Source organism: Ruegeria lacuscaerulensis (genome assembly GCF_013031245.1).
GTDB lineage: Bacteria > Pseudomonadota > Alphaproteobacteria > Rhodobacterales > Rhodobacteraceae > Ruegeria > Ruegeria lacuscaerulensis_C.
Genome location: NZ_WPZL01000009.1, coordinates 41,152 through 63,057 on the forward strand (window position 1 = coordinate 41,152; position 21,906 = coordinate 63,057).

The following is a 21,906-nucleotide window of genomic DNA, read 5'->3' on the forward strand; positions in this document are numbered from 1 at the left end:
CGATTGGCGGCTCCGGCCCGTGAGTGGTGTTTTATTCGACGCTCACATCATAAAAGATGTGGCCGCCAAGCGGGTGAACCTTGTAACCGTCGACCTTGTTGCTCATCGGCATAAACACGACCGAGTGCGCAATGGTTGCCCAGGGTGCCTGATCTTTGAAGACGACCTGAGCCTCTTCGTACAGCTTGGTGCGCTCGGCCTGATCTGTGGTCTGTTTGGCCTTCAGGATCAGGTCCTCGAATTCTTCGTTGCACCATTGTGCGCGGTTTGATGCTTCGCGGCCGTCACAGCCCAGCAGTACCGCCAGGAAGTTATCCGGATCACCGTTATCACCGGTCCAGCCCAGCAGAACGGCACCATCGCGGTTCAGGTCTTTCGAACGCGACAGGTATTCGCCCCATTCGTAGGACACGATTTCAACGTTCACGCCAACCTTGGCGAAATCTTCCTGAAGCAGTTCCGCCATACGACGCGCATTGGGGTTGTACGGACGCTGAACGGGCATCGCCCAGATCTTCATCGACAGGTCGGAAATACCTTCGGCCTCGAGCAGCGCTTTTGCTGCTTCGGGATCATAGGCATCATCTTCGATGGCGTCGTTGTAACCCCACATGGTCGGCGGGATTGGGTTTTTGGCCGCTTGGCCCGAGCCCTGGAATACGACATCGATGATCGCTTGCTTGTCGATCGCCATGTTCAGTGCCTTGCGCACTTTCGGGTTATCGAACGGCGCCATGGTGGTGTTGTAAGCCAGATAACCGACGTTCAGGCCCTCTTGCTCCATCATATTGATGTCGGCGTCATCCTTCATCGCCTGAATATCGGCGGGGTTCGGATATGGCATGATGTGGCATTCGCCCGCCTTCAGCTTTTGATAGCGAACCGACGCGTCCGGAGTGATAGCGAAGATCAGGTTCTCCACCTTGGCCGGATCTTTCCAATATTCACCATTGGCCGCATAGCGGATAACCGCGTCTTTCTGGTACGCCACGAACGAGAACGGCCCGGTGCCGATGGGCGCGGTGTTCAGCTTTTCAGGCGTACCTGCTTCCATCATCGCATCCGCGTATTCTGCGGACAGGATCGAGGCGAAATCCATCGCCATGTTCGCGACAAACGGGGCTTCGGGTTTGGTCAGAGTGAATTTGACCGTATAGTCGTCGATTTTTTCGATGGACTCGACCAGATCGGGCATACCCATGCCCTTGAAGTATTCCCAGGTTCCGCCAGACACCTGATTATATGGGTGGCTGTCATCCTTCTGGCGCATGAACGAGAAGATCACGTCATCGGCGTTAAAGTCGCGTGTCGGTGTGAATTCATCGTTGGAATGGAACTTGACGCCCTGACGCAGTTTGAAAGTGTATTCCAACCCGTCATCGCTGGCCTCGACGCTTTCCGCCAGACCGGGAATGACGTTGGTTGTGCCGGTTTCGAACTCAAGAAGGCGGTTGTAGATCGGGTGCGAGGACGCATCAAAAGTCGTGCCCGCCGTGAACAGCGCCGGGTCGAATCCTTCGGGCGAACCCTCGGAGCAATAGACCAGCGTATTTGCCTGTGCCGCGGCAGCCGACAAGGCAATCGCAGCAGTTGCGGCCATTAATTTCAGTTTCATGAGTTTCTCCCAGAAATATTTTTTATCCAGACATTCGCGTTGCTCATTTTGGCCAGAGCAATCTCTGGCGACACTCACCGCCGCGAAATCTCTGCCCAATGTATCCAAAATACAAAATCCATTGTCAACTGACTTCCCGGGTTAGCCCCGAAAGGTCGGCTTGCAGGATGGATACGCCATTACGTTCGGTCTTTTAGTACATGTCGGCAAGGGGATAATGGTAGTTATCCACACAGATGAAGGGGCTGAACGCGTCATGATCCGGATTGTGGAACCGATCATACGTTGATTGTCGAGGCGCGGGCCAAGTGGGTCGCCGCAAGAGGCTGCGGCGCTTTAACTGGTATCCGGTATGCCGTTGAATTTTGTCCCGAACACTCGTGAACGCGCGGCATTCTCTTTTCTACGCGACCTCCTGGTCGCCACGTTATTCGCTGGAGCCAAAAGACCTTTGGTGTTCAAACCCCGTAGCGGGCCATGAACATGTCTACGGCCTGAAGCGCGATACGATCTATTTCCGTCTGCGTGAAACTGGATTGGATACCAAAGGCGGCGCGTGTCCAGATACGCACCTTGCACAATTCCGAGAATTGCTCGGCCGCGATGTGCACGTCTTCTATGGCCAACTCGCCTTTTTCTACGGCTTTCTCAAGATACTCTGCCATCTGGCGCTGACCATTTTGCGGCCCAGCCTCGTAAAATGCTTTGCCCAATTCGGGGAACCTGTCCCGTTCCGCGACACAGATCCGAAAAACCTGCTGAGCGAATTCCGAAACCAAAAAACTGGTCAGCTGAGTTGCCGTAATCGTCAGCACTTCGCGTGCAGGCTTGGAGTCATCGATCATCGCGATGATGTTTTCAGCCATCCTCTTGCACTCGGTCTGAGCGACCTCCATGAACAATAGCCGTTTGTCCGGGAAGTAACTGTAGAGCGTTGCCTTGGACACACCCGCCGCGCGCGCGATGTCATCGACACTGGCACCTTCAAACCCGTCCGCCATGAAAACTTCCCGGGCGCCGTTCAATACCTGATCGAATTTTCGGCCCGTTCGCAAGATGGCGGCAGTCTGGGTCATGAGATCTCCTTGGGTACCAGTTGCTGCGAATTTATAAACCGTTCGGTTCAGATACAACGATTCGCAGAGCTCCTGTGCCCGCGGAGGCATAATTTTCTGCCCATAAATTGTCAGGACGCGGTGTCGAACTCTTGTGGGCAGGCAATTATACCGGGTGTCAACATGGGGCTTGTTGCGTCTCCAATCCGTGCTAACACTCTGGCCATGGCCGATATCTTTCTGCGCACGCTTCCGTTTTTCGCGATCATCGGCCTGGGGTATTGGGCGGGTCGCAGCCGGTTCTTTTCAGAAGAGGCGACGGCCTACCTGACCAAATTCGTATTTTACTTTGCGCTGTCGGCAATGCTGTTTCGATTTGCCGCCACCCTGCCTTTTGCCCAGATTTTTGATGGCCGACTGGTTCTGGGATATCTTTTGGGAACTCTGACCGTATATGTACTGGCCAGCCTTGTCGCCAGGATGCGCGGCCTCGACATCCCCACCGCTGCGGTCGAGGCGCAATGTGCCGCCATCGGCAATGTCGGCTTTCTTGGCCTGCCAATGCTGGCCCTGTTGTTTTCCGAAGCGGCCATCGGGCCGGTAATGTTGGTCCTGACAGTCGATCTTGTAGTGTTTTCATCGCTGATCGTGATCCTGATCAACGGCGGGCGGGACGGGCGGCTGACCCCCGCCACTTTCCGCCTTATCGGAATGGGCTTGCTGAAAAATCCCATGATCGTTTCGATTTCGGCGGGATTGCTGTGGTCGGCAATTCAAATTCCGGTTCCGGTCCCGCTCAACGACTTTCTAACGATTTTAGGCGGGGCGGCCACGCCCGGAGCGCTGTTTGCCATCGGGGCTTCGCTTGCAAGCAAATCCGCCGAGCGCGTTCAGGTCGCTGCGTGGCTAAGCTTCTGTAAACTGGTCATCCATCCTGTTTGCGTTGCAGTGGTTCTGATCTGGCTGATCCCGGTTGCGGCATTTCCAGCCTCGGTCGCCATCGCCGCGGCCGCGTTACCGGTGGCGGGCAATGTGTACATGCTGGCAGCCCACTACGGTGTGGCCCCGCACCGGGCCTCGGCGGCGATCCTGTTGTCCACGGTCGCCAGCACTCTGACAGTGCCGCTGGTCATTGCTTTGGTGGCAACTTCCTGATCTTCACCTTTTCGAAAAAAGCACTCGGACAGGGCGGGTGGACTTTACGTCAGAGCCCGGGACCGTTAGCCATAGCACAACCAAAAATGAAGGATGATGCCTGATGGAAACCCTGTCAGAAAATACATGTTTTGGCGGCGTACAGGGCGTATACCGCCATGCTTCGGCCACGTGTAAATGCGATATGACTTTTGGCCTGTTTCTGCCCGCCGAAGCCAGGGACGGACCGGTCCCGGTTCTGTGGTATCTGTCTGGCCTGACCTGCACCCACGAAAACGCGATGACCAAAGCCGGGGCACAGGCCTGGGCAGCGGAACAGGGTATTGCCGTCGTGTTTCCGGACACCTCGCCGCGTGGTGAAGGCGTGGCCGATCACGAAGATTATGATCTGGGCCAGGGCGCCGGGTTCTATGTGAATGCAACTCAAGCACCCTGGGCACCGCATTTCAACATGTGGGATTACGTGGCCGAGGAACTGCCGGCGCTGCTAGTCGAGAACTTCGCCATTGACGGTGACCGTCAGGCGATCACCGGTCATTCCATGGGCGGTCACGGTGCCCTGACGCTGGCGATGAATCTGCCGGGGCGGTTCCGGTCAGTCTCGGCCTTTGCACCGATCTCGAACCCGACCGTCGCCGATTGGGGCCGCAAGCAACTTGGCGCCTATCTGGGCGAGGACGAGGCGGCGTGGGTAAAACATGACGCTTCGATGCTGATGAAGGCAAAAGGCTTTGACGGACCGATCCTGATCGACACCGGGGCAAACGACCAGTTCATCGAACTGCTGCGCCCTGAAGCCTTGGCACATGCGATCGCCGAACGTCGCCAGCAGGCGACTTTCAGACTGCACCCCGGCTATGATCATTCATACTTCTTTGTATCCACCTTCATGGAAGATCACATCACATTCCACGCCGAAGCGCTGTACGGAGACTGAGGCATGAGCAAGTACGATTACGACCTGATCATCATCGGGTCTGGCCCCTCGGGACGCTCGGCAGCGATTCAAGCGGGTAAGCTGAAACGGCGCGTGCTAGTGATCGACCGCAAGGATCGGCTGGGCGGGGTGTCAGTCCATACCGGCACTATCCCGTCCAAAACTCTGCGCGAGACGGTACTGAACCTGTCCGGCTGGCGCGAGCGCAGCTTTTATGGACGCTCGTACCGCGTCAAGGATCAGATACGTGCCGAAGACCTCAAGGCGCGTTTGCATATGACGCTCGATCATGAGGTCGATGTTCTGGAGCACCAGTTCAACCGTAATCATGTGGAAACTCTAAACGGGCTCGCGAAATTCGTAGGCCCGCATGAGGTGGAAGTTGCCACGGATGCCGGTGAAAAAACGCGGCTGACAGCAGCCAAGTTCCTGATCGCCACGGGGACGAAAACCTATCGACCGGACTATGTACCATTCAACGGCAAGACCGTGGTGGACGGGGACGAATTTTTGGAAATGGCCGAAATCCCCCGTTCGCTGGTGGTGATCGGCGCAGGGGTGATCGGCGTCGAATACGCCACCATGTTCTCAGCACTGGATGTTCGCGTCACGCTGATCGAGCCACGCGACACGTTCCTGGATTTCATTGACAGCCGGTTGATCCACGATTTCACGCATCAGATCCGTGAGAATGGGGTGGATCTGCGTTTAGGGTCCGCGGTTGAAAAGATCGAAGATGCGGGCGGCCACGTAGAATTGACACTGGATAACGGGCGCCATGTGCGCGCCGAGATGCTTCTGTTCGCGGCTGGACGTATGGGGGCGACGTCGGCACTGAATCTGGATGCGGTAGGGCTGAAAACCGATCACCGCAACCGGATCGAAGTTGATCGGAAGACATATCAGACAGCAGTCTCGCACATCTATGCCACCGGCGACGTGATCGGGCATCCCTCGCTGGCGTCGACTTCGTTGCAACAGGGGCGCGTGGCGGCGTGCCATGCGTTGGAAACTCCGACACTTCCGGAAAGTCCATGGTATCCTTATGGTATCTATTCCGTGCCGGAAATTTCCACTTGCGGCATGTCCGAGGAAGAACTGCAGGAGCGTGGCATTCCCTATGAGGTGGGCGTGGCGCGCTTCCGCGAAACCTCGCGCGGACACATCATGGGGCTGGAGCACGGCATGCTGAAGATGCTGTTCTCGCTTAAAACCCGTCGGGTGCTGGGCGTGCAGATCGTGGGCGAAGGTGCAACCGAGCTGATTCACATCGCGCAGGCGGTACTGAACCTGAAAGGTACCGTGGATTACTTCGTGCAGAACACGTTCAACTATCCGACGTTGGCCGAAGCCTACAAGATCGCCGGTCTGGACGCATTCAACCGGATGCCTATTCCGGAAGAATTCAAGGTGCGTAAGAAATCCCCCGAACTCGTTAAGGAACCCGTCAAAAAAGAGGCCAAGAAGGCGTGACGACCCTTTATGTTGATGGTGATGCCTGCCCGGTGAAAGCCGAAGCCGAACGTGTGGCGACCCGGCACAAGGTCCCGATGGCGCTGGTGTCCAACGGCGGGCTGCGGCCATCAGCAAACCCTCTGGTGCAGGTTGTCATCGTGGCGGAGGGTGCGGATGAGGCCGACAAATGGATCGCCACACGCTGTGGCACAGGGGATGTGGTCGTGACGTCCGACATCCCCTTGGCCGCGAAATGCGTCGAAGCCGGCGCGAGAGTTCTGCGTCCCAATGGCGAGGTGTTCACAGCCGCCAATATCGGCCAACAACTGGCGATGCGCGACCTGATGGCTGATTTGCGCGCGGCCAATCCTCTGGGCTCGGGCGGCGGTGGCAAACCCTTTGGCAAGACGGATCGGTCCCGGTTTCTGGACGGCTTGGAGCGCGAAATACGGGCTGCGCTTCGCCAGGCTTAAACACAAGGCCAAAACGTCACATCACCGAGTTACCCGCAGCTTTCGCTTGCGAAATGCAACGGCACCCCAGACACTCATGTGCGAAGGAATGCGTGTTTCTGGAACAATTGACATTTACACATCCGGAAGGTTGGCTATTGGACGCCATGCTAGCACCGACATTGATATGGTCAAAAACGCGCATTTGAAAAAGGAGGCGGCATTTTGAAAGTAAATGGCAATCATTACAGGTCGATCTGGTGGGACAAATCTGCCGGAGAAGTTAGGATAATCGATCAGCGGTGGTTGCCGCATGAGTTTAGGGTCGTGACCTTAAAATCCCTGGAGGAGTTTGCGGCGGCGATCCGTGATATGTGGGTCCGGGGCGCGCCTTTGATTGGTGCAACAGCCGCGTTCGGGATTGCCGAACAGATGTCGCGCGACAGTTCTGAAGCCTCGTTTGATGCCGCTTACAAGGTTTTGAACGCTACGCGGCCAACAGCAATCAACCTTCGCTGGGCGTTAGACAGATGTCGCGACGCGCTGATGCCCCTTGCCGCCAGTGACCGAGCGGATCACTCGTGGGCACTAGCTCAGGAAATCGCGGACGAAGACGTCGAGATCAACGCATCGATTGGGCGGCATGGGCTGGAACTAATCAAGGACATCGCTGCCCGAAAGCCGAAGGGCGAACCGGTGCGCCTGCTGACCCATTGCAACGCGGGATGGCTGGCGACGGTGGATTGGGGAACGGCCACCAGCCCCATGTACCACGCGCATGAGGCAGGCATTCCGGTTCAGGTCTGGGTCGATGAGACACGGCCGCGCAATCAGGGCGCGTTGACGTCGTGGGAACTGGGTGAGAACGGCATCCCCCACCGTTATATCGTCGACAATGCTGGCGGGCACCTGATGCAGCACGGGTTGGTCGACGCGGTGATCACCGGCACGGACAGAACCACAGCGCAAGGGGACGTCTGCAACAAGATCGGCACCTATCTGAAAGCGCTTGCGGCCCACGACAATGGCATTCCATTTTATGTTGCCCTGCCCTCGCCCACAGTTGACTGGACAGTCCGCGATGGCGTGGCTGAAATCCCGATTGAAGAACGCGATCAGCGCGAGGTGACACATGTCATGGGCGTTGGCGATCAGGGTTCTGTCGAAGACGTGCGTGTCACGCCCGATGGAACCGAAGGCGGCAATCCGGCTTTTGACGTCACCCCCAACCGTCTGGTGACCGGCCTGATCACTGAACGCGGCGTCTGTGACGCATCGCCCGAGGGACTGGCCGCGCTGTTCCCGGAGCGGGCAGATTAACAGATTGTTTACGGGCATTACGGAAGGTGCGGCCAATCGTGACAGAAGCGGTATCCGGTTTGGCCGATAGCAACTGCGCAGTAAGGACTGTAAACGGGCGGCAATGAATTTGGCTGGGAAAAGCAATGATTGAGAACTTGTACAAGGCCGACGAGGCCAATTCATGGCGCAAGAATGCGGGCACGGACCCTGCGGATCAGGAACTGGGCGAACGCGTCTATACCTCACGCCTGATCGGCCAGAACCCCGACCTGCTGATGCACGGGGGCGGTAACACGTCTGTCAAACTCCGGCGACCCGATCTGTTCGGAAACTTGCAGCGTGTCCTTCATGTGAAAGGATCGGGCTGGGATCTGGACACGATTGAGGCGCCGGGGCTTCCCGGTGTCTGGCTCGATCCCCTGATGAAGCTGCGCAACCTGGACCGCCTTTCCGATTTCGACATGGTGAACGTCCAGCGTGCGAACCTGTTGGATTCGGGCTCGCCCAACCCATCGGTTGAAACCCTGTTGCACGCCTTCCTGCCTCATAAATATGTAGATCACACCCACGCCACGCCGTTTCTGGTGCTGGCCAACCTGCCCAACGCCACCGAAATCTGCCGTGAGATCTTTGGCGACCGTCTAGGCATCGTTCCCTATATCATGCCGGGGTTCGGACTGGCGAAGAAAGCCGCCGAAGTGTTCGAGGAAAACCCGGGTGTTGAAGGGTTGTTGCTGTTGCAGCACGGGCATTTCACATTCGGGGAAACCGCTCAGGAAAGCTATGATCGGATCGTGGCGCATACCAATGAAGTTGCTGCTTACTTTGGCATGAATGAACTGACTGCCATCGGCGTCCGCAAACCGGCGGACAAACTGGAAATTCTACCGGCTTTGCGCGGAGCCATTGCAAACATTTCAGCGGGTCGCGACGATCCGATGCCCGTATTCGACCTGCGAAATGGGCCGGACGTGATGGAGTTTTTCAGCCGGGCGGATATCGACGCGCTTTCGCTGCGCGGAATGGCCTCGCCTGACCATGTTTTGCGCACCAAAGGGTGTCCACTTGTGCTGCGCACGGATGATCTGGCCGGTGGTCCGGCACGATTGAAGGAAAAGGTTGAGGAATTTGCCCGGACCTATCGCGCCTATTTTGATCGACAGTCTGCACAGGCGGACGAGCCGAAGAAAATTCTTTCGACGGACCCGAAACATGCCTGGATTGAAGGGATCGGTGTCATCGGCATGGGCGCGAACGCAAAGGCTGCATCAGTCGCCGCGGATCTGGCCGAGCAAAACCTGAGAGTGCGCGCAATTGGCGAAGATGCGGGCGGCTTTTACCCACTGGGCGAAAAAGATCAGTTCGATTGCGAATACTGGTCGCTGGAGCAAGCCAAACTGGGCAAGAACACACCGCCACCGTTTCAAGGCAAGGTCGTTATGATCACGGGTGGCGCTGGCGCGATCGGTTTGGCAACGGCAAAGGCGTTTGCGCGAAACGGGGCCAATGTGCTGCTGGTGGACCGGGATGAAACAGCGCTGGCTGAGGCTGGTCATTCCTTGGGACGCTGGCACGGAACCCATGCCTGCGACATCACCGAGGATGGTGCCGCTGACGCCGCAATTCATGCGGCCATTCAACGGTTCGGCGGCCTCGATATTCTTGTCAGCAATGCAGGGTCAGCCACAGGCGGCGCATTGCTGGACCTTGACGATCAGGCATTTCGCGACGCGTTCGAGTTGAACTTCTTCGCCCATAAATCCTTTGCCCTGAGCGCAGCGCGTGTGATGGAATTGCAGGGGCGCGGGGGTCAGATTTTGTTCAACATCTCCAAGCAGGCAATCAATCCGGGCCGGAACATGGGGGCATATGGCACACCAAAGGCCGCGACGATGTTCCTTATGCGGCAACTCACGCTCGAACTTGCCGAGCTTGGAATTCGGGTCAATGGGGTAAATGCCGACCGGATTCGATCCGGATTGCTGACCGCGGGCTTTATCAAAGAACGTGCCAACGCGCGCGGTGTCACGACCGAAACATATATGGCAGGTAACTTGCTGGGGCGCGAGGTCGAGGCGGTTCATGTCGCAGATGCTTTTGTAGCTCTGGCGCAGATGGAGCGGACAACGGGCCATGTCGTGACCGTTGACGGTGGAAATACCGAGGCAGAACTGCGCTGAAGGAATAGTGGCGGTTGGTTCAAGCCGCCACTGCTACCGGGCGGTTCTCACGGATTGGCAGGTGGACGACGGCGCTGAAGGCTCCGATGGCGACACCAATCCACCAGACCAAGGTGTAGTCGCCATATTGGTCATACATGCGCCCGCCCAGCCAGACGCCCAGAAAGCTGCCCACCTGATGGCTGAAGAAGATGATGCCATACAGCGTGCCCATGTAGCGCAGCCCGTAAAGATGCGCGACCAGGCCCGAGGTCAACGGTACCGTGGCCAACCAGAGCGAACCCATCACCAGAGAGAAGACGATGACAGAAAGCGGGGTGATCGGGAACACGATGAACGCAGCCGCAGCTAGCGTACGTGCCGTGTAGACGGTGGCCAGCAAGTATTTCTTGGGAAAGTGGTTCCCTGCCCAGCCAGCCAGAAGTGTACCCCCAATATTCGCCATGCCGATCAGAGAAATAGAAACGGCGCCTAGTGCGGACGTTGTTGTTATCCCGACAGAATGCAGTACTCCGCCCGGCTGTATGGGACCGCACATTTCAGTCACGAAGGCTGGGAAGTGGGCGGTGATGAAGCCCAACTGGTAGCCGCAGCTGAAAAAACCCAGAAAGATCAGCGCGTAAGAGGGATCGCGGAGGGCTTTCCCCAGAATCTGCGCCATGCTCTCTTCGAGGTCGGCTTTACTGACCGGTTGGGGTGCACGCATGAAGGGCAACACCAACACCAGAGCAAGAATCGCGGCTGCGAAAACAATGAACACCTGCTGCCAGGGCAGGAAACTCAGCATCCATTCGGCCGTCGGAGCACCAAGGACTTGCCCAAAACTGCCCGCAGCGGTCACGATGGCCAGCGACATTGAGCGGTTTTCATCCGACGATGCACGCCCGACCACGGCCAGAACCACGCCGAACCCCGTTCCGGCGATACCAAAGCCCACAAGCCAGGCGTACATCTGATGCTCGAATGGTGTCACCGACCACGCCGACAGCACCATACCGGCGGCATAGGTCAGAGCACCCAGAACAATTGCACGCCGGTCGCCCACTTTCTCGGCGATGGCGCCAAAAATGGGCTGACCGATCCCCCAGGCCAGATTCTGGACCGCTATCGCCATTGAGAAATCGGTCCGCAGCCAGCCGAATTCATCTGCGATTGGAATCTGGAACACGCCGAATGATGCCCGCACAGCAAAGCTGACCGTGATGATGACACAGCCGACAATCAGGATCGGGTTCAGCAGGCGAGTGTATTGGGGCATCGTGACCTCAGACGTTGAGTGGCAGACGTTAGCCCTTTGGCCCCGCGCGTCAATTCAGGAGTTTTGCGGTCGCTGATAAGCAAAATTGATGCGTCGCCGAAATGGCTGCTTTTCAATAGGCATGGCGGACGCTATCCCTCGAGTCATGACGGGTTTGATTTCGCATTACGACACACTGGTTGCCGATGGCACCCTGACCAGAGATGACGCACAAGAGGCCGTTCTCCCCCAATTTGAACGCATCCGCACCGCATTGACCGAACCGGTAAAACGCGGGCTTTTTCGCAAAGCGCCACCTCCCCCCAAGGGGTTATATTTGTGGGGCGGTGTCGGGCGTGGGAAATCGATGCTGATGGACATGTTCGTCGACTCGTTGGAGGATATTCCCGCACGGCGGGTCCATTTCCACGCATTCATGCAGGAAATTCACGCTGGCATGCACAAGGCCCGTAAAGAAGGAGTCGAGGATGCACTGGCGCCAATTGCCGCCTCGGTTGTCAAATCGGTGCGCGTGCTTGCTTTTGACGAGATGCAGATCACCGATATCACCGACGCGATGATCGTTGGCCGTTTGTTCGACATGCTGCACGAAGGCGGGGTGGTGATTGTCACCACCTCGAACCGCCATCCGGATGATCTGTACAAGGACGGGTTGAACAGGCAGCTTTTCCTGCCCTTCATCGCCCATATCAAAGAACAACTTGAGGTGTGGGAGCTGATCTCACCCACCGATTACCGCCAGAACCGGCTTGAAGGTGCGCCGGTCTATTTCACTCCGATCGGACCAGAGGCGCGGCAGAGCATCCGCAGCGTGTGGAACGATCTGGCAGGCGGTGCGGCCGCCCCCCTGATCCTGCAGGTCAACGGGCGCGCGGTGGAACTGCCCGCGTTTCGCAACGGTGTGGCCCGGGCCAGCTTTTATGACTTGTGCGGTCGAATGCTGGGACCCGCGGATTACCTGGCCATCGCCGAAGAGATAAAAGTACTGGTGCTTGAGGACATCCCCCGCCTGTCGCGCAACAACTTCAACGAAGCAAAACGCTTTGTCACGCTGATCGACGCGCTGTATGAGGCAAAGGTCCGGTTGATCTGCTCGGCCGCGGCCGAACCCGAGATGCTGTATGTCGAGGGTGAGGGGACGTTTGAGTTCGAACGCACAGCGTCACGCCTGCGCGAGATGCAGGATCAGGATTGGGGGCATTGACGCCCCACCCTACCCGTTTTCGCGCAGGATATTGCCTGCCAGGTACAATGAGCCACAGATCAGAACCCGCGCCTGCGGGTCTTTTTCGATGATGACCTGCAAGGCATCTGCCACACCGTCGGCGGTGGACGCAGGCAGGCCAACCCGTGTGGCTGCAACTGCGGTATCTTCGGCGCTTAAGGTATTGGCTTCACCAGGGATCGAAACGGCAGTCAGGCTTTGGACCTGATCAGCCAGCGGTGCCAGATATCCTGTCACGTCTTTCGTATTCAGCATGCCGCAGATCATATGCGTGGAACGCTTGGGCAGCTTGCCAAGAACATCCGCCAGGGCAATACCGGCAGCAGCATTGTGTCCACCATCCAGCCATAGTTCGGCATGTGCTGCCTGTTCAACCAGTGGGCCGGTCTTCAACCGCTGCATCCGGGCGGGCCATTCAGCCTTGGCCATCGCAGCCTCATAAGCGTCATCGCCGAGGTTCAGGTGGCGCAAAACCGCCAGCGCGGCCCCGGCATTCTGAATCTGATGTGCGCCCAGCAGTTTGGGAAGCGGCAGGTCGCGCAACCCGGTTTCGTCCTGATAGACCAATCGCCCGTTTTCTTCGGTGACGTGCCAGTGCTGTCCGTAGACCAGAAGCGGCGCACCCAGACGCGCGGCGGTGTATTCGATGACCTCCATCGCTTCATCCTGTTGCGGGCCGACGATGCAGGGAACGCCCGGTTTGATGATCCCGGCCTTTTCGGCGGCGATCTTGCCCAGCGAATTTCCAAGGAACTGTTCGTGGTCAATGGAGACCGGCGTGATCACGGTAATCGCTGGTTCGTGGATGACGTTGGTAGCGTCCAGACGACCACCCAAACCGACCTCGAGCAGTGTGTAATCAGCCTGCGTCCGCGCGAAGGCCAGCAAAGCGGCGCAGGTCGTGATCTCGAAATAGGTGATATTCTCACCACCGTTGGCGGCGTAGCATTCGTCCAGAACTGCTGTCAGATCGGATTCGGATATCAGCTCGCCGGCCAGCCGGATGCGTTCGTGGAACCGCGCCAGATGCGGCGAAGTATAGGCATGAGCCGAGAGCCCCGCCCCTTCCAACCCGGCGCGGATCATTGCCTGCGTCGATCCTTTGCCGTTGGTGCCAGCGATATGGATCACCTGTGGCAGCTTTGTCTGCGGGTTGTCCAGAGCGGCCAGCAAACGCCAGACGCGGTCCAAGGTCAGGTCAATGATCTTGGGGTGCAGCGCCATCATCCTTTCAAGGATGAGGTCCGATGTCTGATCGGTCATTTCTCTTCCGTGTCCTCAGCCGGAGCATCGACCTTGGTGTCTTCCGGTTCCGGCGCGGGCAGGTCGCCTTTGACCGCAGGAGGCTGATTCATCAGCATGCGTGTAATGGTGATCAGCTCGTCACGCATTTCGGTCCTCTTGGTCACGCGATCCAGCATGCCGTGATCCAGCAGGTACTCCGCGCGCTGGAACCCTTCGGGCAGCTTTTCACGGATGGTCTGTTCGATCACACGCGGACCGGCAAAACAGATCAGCGCGTTGGGTTCGGAAATATGCACATCGCCCAACATCGCATATGAGGCTGTCACGCCGCCCGTGGTCGGGTGAGTCAGCACGACGATATAGGGCAAGTTTGCCTCTTTCAGCATTTCGACGGCCACGGTGGTACGCGGCATCTGCATAAGGCTAAGGATTCCCTCCTGCATCCGCGCGCCGCCTGCCGCCGAGAACAGGATCAGCGGGCGTTCCAGTTTTACCGCCTCTTGTGCTGCAGCGATGATGGCGTTGCCTACATACATCCCCATCGAACCGCCCATGAACGAGAAATCCTGCGCGGCGGCCACGATCGGCGTGCGCCCGATCTCACCACTTGCGACCAGCATCGCTTCCTTCTCACCGGTCTTTTTCTGAGCCGCCTTCATGCGATCGGGGTATTTCTTCTGATCGCGGAACTGCAGTGGGTCGTCCTTAGGCGCAGGAACCGCGACCTCGGTGAAAATTCCACCATCGAACAGGTGGCTGAACCGGTCCCGTGGGGTGATCGCCATGTGATGTTCACACTGGGTGCAGACATTCTGATTTTCCGCCAACTCGCGGTGAAACAACATCGTTCCGCACTCGTCGCATTTGTGCCAAAGGTTTTCGGGCACTTCCCGACGTGAGAAGATCGAATTGATCCGGGGGCGGACGTAGTTTGTGATCCAGTTCATATCGGAACCTTGTTATGCGGCGTTGACGTCAAATAAGACGCAACGGCAGGAAATGCAATCAGCGCCTGAGTACAAGTCGCGCGGTTAGCCAGCTGGCAATCATCACCGCAAAATCCACGTATAACCATTGCCGCAGCATTCCCGTATCCGACATGTCATAGGGCAACACGAAAAGGGCCAACCCGCTTAAGCTGTCTGGCAGCGAAATGAACAGCAACGCCACGATATTGTTGAAAAAGTGCAAGGCGATAGCGGGCCCCAACGTTCCTGCCCGCGCTGTCAGATCCGCCGCAAACAGGCCAAAAATGCAGGACCAGACCGAAATCAGCAAAGCGTTCTCGCCAGCTGCACTCGGCGCATAATGACCCGCAGCAAACATTAAAGAGGGCACGGCCATCCAAATCACAGGAGACCTGAAACGCGCTGCAAGGCTTTGCTGCATGTATCCGCGAAACAGAAATTCTTCGGCGCTCGTCTGAATCAAAACTGCCGCAAGGGAAAACGGCAACAACAACAGCCACCGTGAGAAATTCAGGTTCTGTTCCAGTGGTTGCCCCATATCGTAGGGCGGCAGGATCGCCACGACCACAGTCAACAGCATCAATGCTCTGAAAACACGCCAGAACTGTGAAAGCCCAAGGCCAAATGGACCAAAGATCGAATGCAAGGATCGGTGTTGCAACTGCCGTGCAGCCAGTGCCACCCCCAACGTTACGAAACTGAAACTGGAAAGCAGAACAATCATCGCTGCCGGGGACGAACCACTCAGTAAACTCTCGGCCCAATCATACGAACCCAGGCCCGCAACCGATGCAAAAAGAGCCAGATTCATGCTGGTAACGACCACGGCGATAATTACAAGGCCGACGAGCAATCGCCACAGCTCGGGCTTTGCCCGTACACTCTGAACCAGTTGCTCGTGCGCAGAATAGGCAGAAGGCAAGGAACTACGCATTGCCACCTGCATCATTCTCCCCACCAATTTGAGGAACATCCGGAAAAAAGGCGTTCGGATTCTGGGAGTCGCTGATTCTGCCTGCCAGGGCGGTGAGGTTTTGTGCAACGGATTTCAACAACTGCGCCGCGACCGAGGCATCGCTTTCCAGTACAGCGCGCAATTCTTCGGCTCCGATGCGGAGGAATGAGCAATCCTTGGTTGCGACCAGATCAAGTTGCCGGGTTTCGCCGGTGATTACGGACAGGTCTCCGATAAGGCGTCCGGGTTCGACGACCGAAACTGACCTTTTTCCACCCACCTCGTCGGGCCAGACCAAATGCGCCTGCCCTTCGATACACAGGTAAGCCGCGTCCGGGGCCTGCCCCTTTGAGAAAATAACTTGTCCGGCCGCCGCATCATACCATTGCGCCGAAAACGCCAGCAGCCGCTGATTTCGCCCGTCAATGCCCGAAAACAAATCGGTCGAGGAAATGATCCTGAGCTTGCGACTCAAATCCGCCGTCACACCAAACTCTTCCTCGGCGCGCGTTTTTGAGACGCCGTCGATACGACCATCCCTGACCTCGACAAAAAGGTCATAAGCTTCGGGATGGGCAAAGTGATCTTCCATGAAGATCATAATTGAATCCGGCAGCAACTCGCGCAGCTTCAGTCGCGTTTTCAACCTGCTTTCGGAATCATGGCTGGCAAGGGCCTTGTCCAGAACCAGAACGTCCGGGCGCTTGATACCGGCGCGGGAAAAGGCCGCGCGCTCCTGAAAGACTGTCGGAAGGTTGTTTCCGCCCAGGCCGGATGGCAGATCGTAAATCATGGCCGCGGCGCGGCGGCGCAGGCCCGCTTCGTTCATTGCCTCGGCTACCACGTCTTCGATTTCATCTTTATGCGCCCCGGCCATCAGGGAAATTCGCCCGTACAATGCGTTTTCAACCACAGTCATACGGGCAATATAGGTATCCGGCGTGACAGGAATGAACATGCCTTTCAATGATGTACGCAATTTCTCAGCTTGTCCGTTGCGAATAGCCAGGATCTTGTCCTTGTATTCCTGCGGAAAATCAGGGCCGATCTGCTCGGCCGTCAAAAGAAAGGGCACAGTCAGCAGCAGTGCCCGCTCACGTTCACTTATCCTAGCGTCGCCCTTGGACTTGCGCTGTCCTTCGATATCGAGAAGACGATGATACATGTCTTTTGTCATGCCCAGGCGCAGGAACAGGGGGTGGTCTGTGCCATCTCGTCCGAACGTTTGATTCAGGGTTTCAATCACCGCGCTGGAGATTGCCATGGCATCGTCGTCCAGTTCGTGTTGCCGCAACATCGACATGAAACGTTCGTCACCAGCAAGTATGTCCGGAGAAATATCACGCGACGGAGCTGCATAAAGCAGGTTTCCCCCGAGCGGGACGGCCGGGTTGAATTGGTCGGGATCAAACCGGTAAACATAGCGGTCCAGTTCTTTTTCCCGCAGCCGTTCCGCAACCACCTCTCTCAGATTTACAATTTCCTGCGCTAAGGCCGGGTGCAGGTTTGGGTCAAATTGAGTACGCAGCGTTCGGCGGAACATGAATTCGTCGATGCCCATCGCCTCGACCAATTTGAACCACCAGTCACGAATTTCCTCGATGTCATCCAGCCCGGCCAATCCCGGATCAATCCACTCATCCGAAAGAGAATCCGTCGGATTACCGGCGCGGGCGGCCTCGATTTGCCAACGGGTCGGGGCCTTTGCCGCATCGGCCTCGTGTTGAGGATGGGTGCGCAACGGCATCAAAAGGTTGTCACCCAGTGTCCCGTCAAACAAATAAGGGCGGGAATAGGCATAGCCGATCCGTGCCGCGATAACCGATTGATGCAGCGTTCGAATGTCCTGTCCCGCAATGATGACATTCCCCTGAACCGGTAGAATCTCGCGCGTCAGCAATTGTGCCAGTGCGCTGCGCTCGGCAGCATTTGAAGACTGGATGGCGACGCGGGCACCTTTGGGAATGGTCAGGTCGATATCTTCAAGGATCGTTTTACCGTCGTCATCCCGCACCGTGACATTTTGCAATTGAATGTCGCCGGTCAGACGCGGGATTGTTTCTGGTTCTCCTACGAACAATGTTTCGGGAATCATGTTGTCGGGTGCAAACCGCTCGGTCACAACCTCCCACCGAAGCGACATGTCCTGAACCTGATTGTAATAGGTCAACAAATCCTTCCATGGGCCGCTGAGGTCTTTATAAGCCCCCAGCGCCGCAACAAGGGCACCCACGGTCACCTCACCTTTGATCGCCAGATAGCCCCCAACCGAGAAGAACAGGAATGGCGTCATCTGCGTGATCAGATTGTTGAGGAACTTCATGAAGAACTTCTTGTTGTAGATCTTGAATCTGATCTCGAACAAGGCTCCCAGCCGGTGACTGAACTGCGCCAGCCGGTACCGCCAACCGCCATTGGTGCGCAGGTCACTGATGCCCGCTGCACTTTCACCGATTTCCGAGCTGAGACGGCGTACTTCCTGAATGCGTTCTTTGTTAAGAAGGTTGATCTGCCGCTGCAATTTCGGGATCAGCCAGGCTTGCAACGGGATCAATGCAATGCTGGCCAGACCGAACCAGACGCTTTGCATGAACAGGAAGGTGACGATGGTCATCATCTGGCCGAACTGAAACACCGGCTGAGCAATCGCATCGCCCATCAGCCCGCCCATCGGCTCGGCCTCCGATGTGATCATAGAGACCAGTTCGCCCTGACTGGTGGTGGCGAAATAGGACTTCGGAAACCGCATGGTGCGGTGGATCAGGGTGAACCGCAAACGGCGCAGCATACGCTCGGCCAATATGCCTTTCATCGTATTGATGCGCATTTTCATCAATCCGCTTGCGATCACGGTCGCAAGAAAGGCGAAGCACAGGATCAACAAGTACTGAACCTGTGTAAACGTGATGCCCAGGAGCGTCACCGTATCCGCGGGGGCACCTATCGCGTCGTTGATGATTTGCTTTGGCAACTCGAGCGAGGCATAGAGGAACGGAAATGACAGGACCGTCAGCAACAGTAGAACAAGCTGTTGTTTCTTTGAATGTTTCCAGATGAATGCGAATAGAGTGGGTTCCATGCCCCGGGCTTGCCTCAAAGATTTTGGATGCTTTTTTTCGGATGATCCACTGCAATCAGATGTCAGACGGTAAGCACTGACCAGGCCGATTGCAAGAATGGCGGGCCGTGTATCAGGTTCGGGCCGTATTGCCACCCCAAAGCATATTCACAAATTAGCGAGATCCGAACCTTATAGTCGTCATTTCACCTTTGTCCCCGGCATCGTCTTTGACTAAAGAGGGGCAGGTTCAAAAGACAAGGTCATGGGCAGGTTACTGGATCGCTATATTCACCGCAGGGTTTTAGAGCGCTGGCGAAAGGCCGCGCACAGCGCATCCGTGGCCTCGGTACCGCAATTGCGCCAGCAACGCGACGAGGCGCGCAAGCTGCGTACCCATCTGGATTTACTTCTTCACGAAGCCAACGGCCGACTGGCCCGACCTCATATCGGGTCCACCCAGTTCCCCAAACCCCTGGGGACAGACTGGAGTTGGCGACCGAATTTGTGGCGTGGACCACTCTCCCGCCCGGGATTGGCCTCTGCTCCGCGCAAGGCGCCGATGGATCAACAGGTAACACTGTTTCATGACTGTCCTCTTGCCGAGATCGGAATGCGCCAGACACGGAACACCCGAGACAAGGATCTGGCGCCGTTCGGTCTGGCGGTTGAAGTGCTGGGGTTTGAAGGCTCGTTCCTGTCTCTGGCTGTGGAATTACCGACCGAGGCGGCGCAGAACCTGACGAAACAGCATCTGATGCGGGTTGACGTTCTGATCGAGCCTGAACGTACATTGGAAGTCTTTACCCGTCTAAACATCCAGCACGGGCCAAATACCGAACAGGTTCTTCGTAAACTGGACTGGGCCACAAACTCCGACTCGGTTGATTTTGACCTTGCACATCTGCCGCTGAACGAGCGGCGCATTGAAAAAATCTGGCTGGACCTGATCTTTGAAAACCCCCGAATGAATCGCGTGGTGCTGCGCGATCTGACATTCTGCCGCCACCACCGCGCTGATCTGTGAGGCATTTGGCCATGACGCATCCGACATTGACACCTGTTCGCCTGGAAAACGGAACCTGGCTGGGGCATCTGCAGTCTGAAACCAAGCCAGAGATCGAAGTCCGATACCTTGGTCAGGTTCTTGAGGGCGTCAGTATGAGCGCAGCAGACAACGGTTGGGAATTGAGTGTCCCAGTGCCCCTCGCTGCGCTGTCTGACGGCGTGCATTGTTTTGTCATAGCCGACACGGCGACAACGCAAAAACTGGGTGATTTCACAATTATCGCGGGGACCCCAGCCGCGGATGACTTGCGGGCCGAAGTCGAATTGCTGCGGGCCGAACTGGACATGCTGAAACGGGCATTTCGGAGGGTGCAGCGCCCCGGGGACTGAACATCCAGAGCGCTTTGCCGGGTCAAATTTCTATCTTTTGAGCGATTTACATGCATCATTGAGCCATCCGCAGCAACGTGGGCAGGCTCATGGACCGAAGCAGCATAGTCAAAGTCATCGCGCTGATGGTGACTGGATTTGGGATCGGCATCGACTTTACCGGTGCTCTGATACTGGTTCCGGCCATAGAAAGCAGCTTTGATTCAGACATCACCAGCACCCAGTGGGTGCTGAACATCTACGCCCTGTTCTTCGCCATGACCATGGTGGCCGGAGGTCGAATGGGCGACATGTTCGGGCACCGCAAGATGATGCTGATCGGTCTGTCGATCTTTCTGTTTTCATCCATCATGTGCTTTGTGTCTCCCACTCTGGATTTTTTGGTTGCTGCCCGGGCATTACAGGGGATTGGGGCGGGCTGCGTCTGGCCATGCACCTTGGCTTTCGGCGCGACCAAAGTCTCTCGCCCAGAACATCGGGCGATGATCATGGGACTGATCCTGGCAGGTGTCACCTGTGGCAACGTTTTCGGCCCACTGATCAGCGGGACAGCGGTGAATGTTGGGGATTGGCGGCTGTTCTTTCTGGCGAATGTCGTGTTCTCAACCATTTCGATGGTCACCGCCTTGGTCTTGATGCAGCGCGAAACTCAGCACAAGCAGGGTGAACATATCGACTTTGCGGGCATGGGCATCCTGTCCTTTGCCGTTCTTCTGCTGCTTTACGGGCTGGATGTGGGGGCGGATTGGGGGTGGACCTCGATCCCGCTGCTTATGCTGTTTTTCGTCAGTGCGGTGCTGTTTTTCCTGTTCCCCAAGGTAGAAAAACGCGTGAAAGAGCCACTTTTGCTGCCACAGATGATGCAGAACCGTGAATTCCGGATCACGCTGGGACTGAATATGTTTAATGTATCGGCCGCTTTCGTCGGATTGATGTACTTCCCGCAATACATGCAAAAGGTTCTGGGGTGGTCAACCCTGGAATCGGCGTTTGGGTTGGCTCCGCTGACGATTCTTCTGGCTGTCGGGTCAATTGTCTCGGGCAGACTTTATAACGATTTTGGTCCCAAGCGCCTTTTGATCTGGGGTTACCTGTGCGCCACGATCGGAGCGGCCAGCGTTGTTGTGATGCCTGCCGGGCTTGGGTATTTTCAGATCCTTCCAGGCATGGCCATGATCGGGCTTGGAGCAACATTGACAGTTGGCCCGTCGGGCACCGCCGCAGTCTGCGCGGTAAAGCCGGAACGCGCCGGTCTGGTCGGCGGGCTTAGTTTTATGACGCATCTAGTCTACGGTGCCATTTCAGTCGCCTTCGCCACCGCGATAATGTACCTTTCCAGTCTGCGCAGTCTGGGTGACCGCCTTACAGCCGCAGGGATCGAAATGTCTGAGGCAGATCAACGAACCATAAATGCCGGCACGCTTTCTAACCCGTCAGCCCAGGCGGTCATCGAAAAACTGAGTTCAGCCGAGGTTGAAAAGGTCAGAACAGCCATAGCCTCCGCCTTTGACACCGGAATGAACATGGCTTTCATCTTTGCGACCGTTTCCGTCTCGGTCGGTGTCATTCTGGCCATGATGCTGGATGAGGAACAATTACATAAGGTGGAAAGTTAACCACCCATGGGAAAAGGGCCGCCCAATCCGGC

General features: G+C 56.9%; 17 protein-coding genes. 10 read left to right on the forward strand and 7 right to left on the reverse strand.

Annotated features, from left to right (window positions below):
* Positions 1-31 precede the first annotated feature (31 nt).
* Together GOX66_RS12855 and GOX66_RS12860 are read right to left on the reverse strand one after the other, a co-directional pair.
* Positions 32-1,615, reverse strand: coding sequence for an ABC transporter substrate-binding protein (locus tag GOX66_RS12855; RefSeq protein ID WP_170763142.1), 1,584 nt, complete (start codon positions 1,613-1,615; stop codon positions 32-34).
* A 458-nt stretch (positions 1,616-2,073) separates the two neighbouring features.
* Positions 2,074-2,691: a TetR/AcrR family transcriptional regulator gene (locus tag GOX66_RS12860; protein WP_170763143.1), complete on the reverse strand. Its 618-nt coding sequence runs from the start codon at positions 2,689-2,691 to the stop codon at positions 2,074-2,076.
* Positions 2,692-2,895: 204 nt separating this feature from the next.
* Here GOX66_RS12860 and GOX66_RS12865 point away from each other — a divergent pair, with 204 nt between their 5' ends.
* The 6 genes from GOX66_RS12865 (at position 2,896) to GOX66_RS12890 (ending at position 10,151) form a co-directional block, all read left to right on the forward strand.
* A complete protein-coding gene (locus tag GOX66_RS12865) occupies positions 2,896-3,825 on the forward strand; it encodes an AEC family transporter (RefSeq protein ID WP_170763237.1) in 930 nt (309 codons plus the stop codon).
* 103 nt (positions 3,826-3,928) lie between these two features.
* Positions 3,929-4,762 carry an S-formylglutathione hydrolase gene (gene fghA, locus GOX66_RS12870; RefSeq protein ID WP_170763144.1) on the forward strand — a complete coding sequence of 278 codons (834 nt, stop codon included), beginning with the start codon at positions 3,929-3,931 and terminating at the stop codon, positions 4,760-4,762.
* Positions 4,763-4,765: 3 nt separating this feature from the next.
* Positions 4,766-6,235, forward strand: a complete 1,470-nt coding sequence (gene sthA, locus GOX66_RS12875; RefSeq protein ID WP_170763145.1) for a Si-specific NAD(P)(+) transhydrogenase — start codon at positions 4,766-4,768, stop codon at positions 6,233-6,235.
* Entirely contained in the window at positions 6,232-6,690 is a 459-nt protein-coding gene (locus GOX66_RS12880) for a YaiI/YqxD family protein (protein ID WP_170763146.1), read from the forward strand. Before sthA ends, GOX66_RS12880 begins: the two co-directional genes overlap by 4 nt.
* A 204-nt stretch (positions 6,691-6,894) precedes the next feature.
* Positions 6,895-7,989: an S-methyl-5-thioribose-1-phosphate isomerase gene (gene mtnA / locus GOX66_RS12885; RefSeq protein WP_170763147.1), complete on the forward strand. Its 1,095-nt coding sequence runs from the start codon at positions 6,895-6,897 to the stop codon at positions 7,987-7,989.
* 125 nt (positions 7,990-8,114) lie between these two features.
* Positions 8,115-10,151 (forward strand): bifunctional aldolase/short-chain dehydrogenase, encoded by a 2,037-nt coding sequence (locus GOX66_RS12890; RefSeq protein WP_170763148.1) that lies wholly within the window; start codon positions 8,115-8,117, stop codon positions 10,149-10,151.
* Positions 10,152-10,170: 19 nt separating this feature from the next.
* On the opposite strand, the gene GOX66_RS12895 is transcribed toward GOX66_RS12890, so the two are convergent.
* Complete coding sequence (locus GOX66_RS12895) at positions 10,171-11,409, reverse strand: MFS transporter (RefSeq protein WP_170763149.1); 1,239 nt, start codon at positions 11,407-11,409, stop codon at positions 10,171-10,173.
* Positions 11,410-11,554: 145 nt separating this feature from the next.
* On the opposite strand from GOX66_RS12895, the gene zapE reads away from it, so the two are divergent.
* On the forward strand, positions 11,555-12,613 hold the full coding sequence (gene zapE / locus GOX66_RS12900; RefSeq protein ID WP_170763150.1) for a cell division protein ZapE: 1,059 nt from the start codon (positions 11,555-11,557) through the stop codon (positions 12,611-12,613).
* Positions 12,614-12,622: 9 nt separating this feature from the next.
* Here the strand turns inward: zapE and GOX66_RS12905 are convergent, their stop codons facing one another.
* Genes GOX66_RS12905 through GOX66_RS12920 form a run of 4 tightly spaced genes read right to left on the reverse strand, consistent with a single transcriptional unit; the run spans position 12,623 to position 18,881 of the window.
* Positions 12,623-13,897, reverse strand: coding sequence for a bifunctional folylpolyglutamate synthase/dihydrofolate synthase (locus GOX66_RS12905; RefSeq protein WP_170763151.1), 1,275 nt, complete (start codon positions 13,895-13,897; stop codon positions 12,623-12,625).
* A complete protein-coding gene (gene accD / locus GOX66_RS12910) occupies positions 13,894-14,826 on the reverse strand; it encodes an acetyl-CoA carboxylase, carboxyltransferase subunit beta (protein ID WP_170763152.1) in 933 nt (310 codons plus the stop codon). The genes GOX66_RS12905 and accD overlap by 4 nt, the downstream gene beginning before the upstream one ends.
* A 58-nt stretch (positions 14,827-14,884) precedes the next feature.
* Complete coding sequence (locus GOX66_RS12915; RefSeq protein WP_170763153.1) at positions 14,885-15,781, reverse strand: CPBP family intramembrane glutamic endopeptidase; 897 nt, start codon at positions 15,779-15,781, stop codon at positions 14,885-14,887.
* Positions 15,774-18,881, reverse strand: a complete 3,108-nt coding sequence (locus GOX66_RS12920) for an ABC transporter transmembrane domain-containing protein (protein ID WP_170763154.1) — start codon at positions 18,879-18,881, stop codon at positions 15,774-15,776. Before GOX66_RS12920 ends, GOX66_RS12915 begins: the two co-directional genes overlap by 8 nt.
* 244 nt (positions 18,882-19,125) lie before the next feature.
* Here GOX66_RS12920 and GOX66_RS12925 point away from each other — a divergent pair, with 244 nt between their 5' ends.
* From GOX66_RS12925 to GOX66_RS12935, 3 genes are all read left to right on the forward strand, one after another.
* On the forward strand, positions 19,126-19,887 hold the full coding sequence (locus GOX66_RS12925) for a DUF6478 family protein (protein ID WP_170763155.1): 762 nt from the start codon (positions 19,126-19,128) through the stop codon (positions 19,885-19,887).
* 11 nt (positions 19,888-19,898) lie between these two features.
* The gene (locus GOX66_RS12930; protein WP_170763156.1) at positions 19,899-20,258 is read left to right on the forward strand and encodes a hypothetical protein; all 360 of its coding nucleotides are present in this window, start codon (positions 19,899-19,901) and stop codon (positions 20,256-20,258) included.
* A gap of 89 nt (positions 20,259-20,347) precedes the next feature.
* The gene (locus tag GOX66_RS12935; protein WP_170763157.1) at positions 20,348-21,874 is read left to right on the forward strand and encodes an MFS transporter; all 1,527 of its coding nucleotides are present in this window, start codon (positions 20,348-20,350) and stop codon (positions 21,872-21,874) included.
* Positions 21,875-21,906: the final 32 nt, after the last annotated feature.